Origin of the sequence: Stenotrophomonas sp. HMWF003 (assembly GCF_003061285.1) — a bacterium.
Classification (GTDB): domain Bacteria; phylum Pseudomonadota; class Gammaproteobacteria; order Xanthomonadales; family Xanthomonadaceae; genus Stenotrophomonas; species Stenotrophomonas maltophilia_AP.
This window is the reverse complement of sequence record NZ_QAIW01000082.1, coordinates 1-5,082: the sequence shown is the minus strand read 5'-3', so window position 1 is coordinate 5,082 and position 5,082 is coordinate 1. Positions and strand designations below refer to the sequence as shown.

The 5,082-nt window shown below is 67.4% G+C and carries 2 protein-coding genes and 2 pseudogenes; all 4 read right to left on the bottom strand.

What is annotated here, in order from left to right; translation table 11 throughout:
* Positions 1-253, bottom strand: a pseudogene (locus DBR34_RS22045) (4-hydroxythreonine-4-phosphate dehydrogenase PdxA); the annotation flags it as partial.
* Between the two features lie 55 nt (positions 254-308).
* A pseudogene (locus tag DBR34_RS03265) lies at positions 309-1,613 on the bottom strand (peptidylprolyl isomerase); the annotation flags it as partial.
* The gene (gene lptD / locus DBR34_RS03260; protein WP_128095681.1) at positions 1,610-4,039 is read right to left on the bottom strand and encodes an LPS-assembly protein LptD; all 2,430 of its coding nucleotides are present in this window, start codon (positions 4,037-4,039) and stop codon (positions 1,610-1,612) included. The pseudogene DBR34_RS03265 and the gene lptD, both read right to left, overlap by 4 nt.
* 120 nt (positions 4,040-4,159) lie before the next feature.
* Positions 4,160-5,071: a histone deacetylase family protein gene (locus tag DBR34_RS03255; RefSeq protein WP_128095684.1), complete on the bottom strand. Its 912-nt coding sequence runs from the start codon at positions 5,069-5,071 to the stop codon at positions 4,160-4,162.
* Positions 5,072-5,082 lie beyond the last annotated feature (11 nt).

The following is a 5,082-nucleotide window of genomic DNA, read 5'->3' as shown; positions in this document are numbered from 1 at the left end:
CGGCGTGGCCGAAGCGCGAGGGGACGGCATTGCGCACCGCGCGCACGCGCAGATCGCCCGGCTGGCGGGCAACGGCATCTTCAGGCAGGAGCTGCAGCGGCAGCGACAGCGCCGCGGCAGCGGCGTGCAGGGTGTCCGGGTCGGCGAAGGCCAGCAGCCGGCACTCGGTGCGCGGCTGCTGGGCAAGGCGGATGCAGAGTTCCGGACCGATCCCGGCGGGCTCGCCCGGTACCAGAGCGAGCTGCGGGATCATCGGGGCATCCTCAGGACTGCGGCGGCGTGGTGGTGGTAGTGCCGGTGGCGTCCGCGCCGGTACGCAGGTTGACGTAGGCTTCGCCACGCAGTTCCTGCAGATAGCGGTTGTACTCTTCTTCCAGCTTGCGGCGACCGATGGTCTCGCGGATCTGGGCACGCTGGTTGTCGGTGGTGGCATCGGTCTGGCGCGTGGCAACGCGCTGCACGATGTGCCAGCCGGCATCGGTGCGGAAGGCCGGGCTCACGCCGCCGTCTTCCACGCCCGCCACCTGCTTGCCGAAGTCCGGGCCGAAGGCATCGGCCGGGAACCAGCCCAGATCGCCGCCCTGGCCCTTGCTGTTGTTGTCGTCCGACGCTTCCTTGGCCACGGCCTGGAAATCGGCGCCGCCGGCAATGCGCGCGCGCAGCGTGTCGATCTTGGCCTTGGCCGCGGCATTGTCCTGCTGGTCGGTGATGCGCACCAGGATATGACGGGCATGGTATTCGGTGATGGTCTGGCCGCTGGCGGCGGCGCTGGCATCGCGTACTTCGACCAGCTTGAGCAGCTGGAAGCCGCTCGGGCCGCGGATCGGGCCGACCACGTCGCCAGCCTTCATCTGCGCCATCATCTGCGCGAACGCATTGGGGATTTCATCCAGCGAACGCCAGCCCAGGTCGCCGCCTTCCAGCGCGTTGGGGCTGTCGGAATAGCGCACGGCAGCGGCGTTGAAGTCCAGTTCGCCCTTGTCCAGCAGCGCCTTGACGCCATCGGCCTTCTTCTGGCCGGTGGTGATCTGGTCAGCGGTGGCGCCTTCCGGCAGGCCGATCAGGATGTGCGCCAGGTGGTACTGGGTGCCCACCGAGGCCTGCTGCTTCAGCGCGGCATCCACTTCACCCTCGCTGACGCTGATGCGGCTCTGCGCGAAACTCTGGCGCAGGCGCTGCACGGTGATTTCATCGCGGACCGAGTTGCGGAAATCGTTGAAGTCGATGCCGTCATGGGCCAGGCGCTGGCGCAGGGCGTCCAGGTTGGAGCCGTTCTGCTGGGCGATCGCGTTCAGGGCCTGGTTGAGCTCCTGGTCGCCGATCTTGATCCCGCTGCTCTGGGCGCGCGCCACCTGCAGCTTGACCAGCACCAGGCGTTCAAGCACCTGGCGGCTCAGCACGTCTTCCGGCGGCAGCTGGTTCTCACGACCGGCGTACTGTGCCTTGATGTTCTGGATCGCACGGTCCAGTTCGCTCTGCAGCACCACGTCTTCATCGACGATGGCGGCAATGCGGTCCAGCGGCTGGCTCTGCTGGGCCAGCACCTGCAGCGGTGCCGAGACGGTGGATACCGCCAGCAGGGAAGCGAGTAGAACGGGAAGGGTCTTGGTCATGGGATCTGATTCGGATCGTAGTCGTCGCGGTCGGCCCCGGTGTTGCTGGGCGGCACGAGATAGAGGTCGTCTCGGTAGTACCCGAGAATAGCACGGCGCAAGGTGCGGTCCGTGTTCTGGCCGATGGAGCTCAAGCCCTTGAGCACGAACTCGATCTGGAAGGAATTGTTCAGCTCGCCCTCGCGGTTGCGCACGTAGCGGCGGGCGATGGCGCGGACGGCCAGGCAGCAGCTGTCCCACTGCACGCCACCGATGATTTCCAGCGGTGCCTTGTCTTCGAGGGAGTAGTAATAGCGGCCCACCAGGCTCCAGCGCGGGCTGATCGGGTACAGGAAGGACAGGTCGGCCTGCTTGAGCAGGTCGGTACCATCGGGGTTGAGGCGGTGGCGGTAGGTCAGGTTGACCACGCCATCGTTGGACATAAGGTAGCGCGCACGCACGCTGGCCAGGTCCTCGCGCTTGTACTTGGGATCCCACTGGTAGGTGGCGCCCAGGTTCCAGCGGTCGTTGATGGCGTAGTTGCCGTCGGCGATCCAGGCGGACTTGCCCTTTTCGACCGGGGTGGTGTTGCCGGGCATGGTCACCCGCGAATCATCGAAGTACAGGATCTGGCCGATGCTGCCGGAGAAGCGCTCGCGGCCGGTGGTCTGGTCGATGAAGCGGGTGCTCAGCGCCATGGTCAGCTGGTTGGCATCGTTCTGGCGGTCGGCGCCGGTATAGCGCGAATCGCGGAACAGCTGGCCCCAGCTGAAGGTGAAGTCGCGCGTATCGAAGATCGGCAGGTCGCTCTGGTCGCGGTACGGCGTGCGCAGGTAGAACAGGCGCGGCTCCAGCGTGTGCAGGAACGATTTGCCGCCAATGGTGGTCTCGCGGTCGAAGAACATGCCGGCGTCCAGGCTGGCTACCGGCAGGCTGCGGCTCGGCGAGGCGTTGCCGCGCAGCTGCTCGGGGGTGGCCGTGGCCGGGTCGATCCCGGCATCCACCAGCGCCTGGCGGCGCACGTCGTCGGCCAGGCCGCGTTCCAGGTCGTAGGCGGTGTAACGCCAGGCGACGGTAGGGGTCACATACCAGGCCGCACCACTGAAGGGCATCGACACGTAGGGCTTCACGTCCAGGCGCGAGCCGTCGTAGCGCTTGAACACGCGGCCGTCGCGTTCGTAGTCGCCGTCGGCACCGAACTTGACGTTGACGTCGTCGTGGGTGAAACGCACGGCTTCGGCATACACGCCGGCTTCCAGCCACGGCAGCAGCGGCTTGTCCCAGGTGAAGAACGCGCGCGGCTGGCGCGCATACGGCAGCGAGTCTTCGGTGAGAGTGTAGTCGGTGAGCTGCCAGTAATCGGCCATCAGGCCGCCGGTCCAGTTCTCGCCGGTGCCGTAGATGCCCACCTGGCTCTGCAGGTTGGACGCGGTCACGCCCAGCAGCTTGCTGGAGAAGTCTTCGGTATACCGCTCGTCGCTGACCCAGGCGATGTTGGCGCGGGCCTGCCAGTTGGCATTGATGTTGTGGTAGCCCTCGAACTCGACCCGGCCGCGATCCTTGTCACGCAGCTTGTCGTTGGGCAGGTAGCCGGTCAGCAGGGTGCCGCGGCCACCGTCGTAGAGATAGCGGAACTCGTTGTCGAGCATCAGGCCGCGCTTGCTCATGTAGCGCGGGGTCAGGGTGTCGTCGTAGTTCGGCGCCAGGTTGAAGTAGATCGGCTGGGCGTAATCGAAGCCGTTGCGCCCGGACAGGCCCAGCTGCGGGTACAGCAGGCCGGTCTGGCGGCGGTCGTCGATCGGGAACTTGAAGTACGGCGCCCACAGTACCGGCACCTTGCCGATCCGCAGCACGGCGTTGCGCGCGGTGCCGAAGCCCTCGTCGTTGTCCACTTCGATCTGCGGTGCCGACAGCTTCCAGACCGGCTGGGACGGGTCGCAGGTGGTGTAGGTGGAGCGGTGCATCTGCCCGACCGCACCCTGCAGGTCCACCGATTCGGCGCCACCGTTGCCACGGCGATCGACCAGCTGGTACTGGATGTCGCTGATCTTGTGGGTGTCCGCTTCCTGGTTGCCTTCGGCCCGCTTGGCCACCATCCGGATCGAGGAGTCCTGGTAGCGGACGTTGCCCTCGGCGATGTAGTTGCCGCTTTCGGTATCGAAACTCAGGTGGTCGGTGCCCAGGAACTGATCGCCGCGCTTCAGCGCGACATTCCCCTGGTACTGCGGCACCGTGGACGTGCCAAACAGCTGGTCGCCCTCGATGTCGGTGTCCTGCTGGTCGCGCGTGGCAGCGGCGGCCTTGTCGGCTTTGGGGGCATCATCGAAGACGGGCAGGACATCGGTGGCCGGGCACAGGCCCCAGTTCACCGGTTTGTCGTCGGCCATGGCCGGCAGGCAGATGGCGATGCTCAGGGGGAGAGGCAGCAGGCGGAGGGCTCGGCGCACGCGGGAGTCGGATTCGGGGGAAAACGGATCGTAGCTTGCCCCATCCCTTGCATAGGGGCAATGAAGGCCTTGCCCGGCCGAGGGTTCAGGTTCATGCGCGGCCCGGGGCCGCGCAGGGGCTCAGCGCAGTTGGCCGACGTGGGCCACGCTGCACTCGGCCAAGGCCTGCAGGTCGTATCCGCCCTCCAGCATGGACACCACCCGACCACCGCCATGACGCCGGGCCAACCCGCGCAGCTCGGCGGTGATCCAGGCGAAATCGTCGGTTTCCAGCATCAGGTCGGCCTGCGGATCGCGCAGATGCGCGTCGAACCCGGCCGAGATCAGCAGCAGCTGCGGGCGGAAATCGTCGATGGCCGGCAGCATTTCATCGGCCCAGGTGTTGCGGAAGCGGAAGCCGCCGCTGCCCGGGGGCAGCAGGATGTTCATCAGGTTGCCGGCACCGCGGTCGCGGCGCAGCCCCGAGTTGGGGAACAGCCCGGCCTGGTGGGTGCTGTAGTAGGCCACGCCGGGGTCGGCGATGAAGATGTCCTGGGTGCCGTTGCCGTGGTGCACGTCGAAATCGACGATGGCGATGCGTTCCAGGCCGTAGCGGTCGCGCGCGTAGGCGGCGGCCACGGCGATGTTGTTGAGCAGGCAGAAGCCCATCGCGGTGGTGGCGGTGGCATGGTGGCCGGGCGGGCGCACCGCGCAGAAGGCGACCGGGTCATCGCCCAGCATCACCGCATCCACCGCGGCCACGCCGGCACCGGCGGCATGCAGGGCGGCGCTGGCCGAGCCGGGCGAGGTCAGGGTGTCCATGTCGATCTGGCGCAGCGGCTCGGTCTGGGCCTTGAGCACCAGGTCGATCAGCTCGCTGTCGTGGACGCGGGCCAGCTCGCCGAGCTTGGCCGGCGGCGCCTGGCGCCAGTCCAGCTGGTCGGGGAAGGCGGCGTGCAGGGCATCGAGCACCACCTGCAGGCGCTGCGGGGATTCGGGGTGGCCGCGGCCGGGATCGTGTTGCAGACAGGCAGGATGGGTAAAGACCAGCATGCGGGCAGGGG

Excerpts from the sequence above, each read along its gene's own strand:
- DBR34_RS03255 (WP_128095684.1), bottom strand. The coding sequence starts at position 5,071 with ATGCTGGTCTTTACCCATCCTGCCTGTCTGCAACACGATCCCGGCCGC.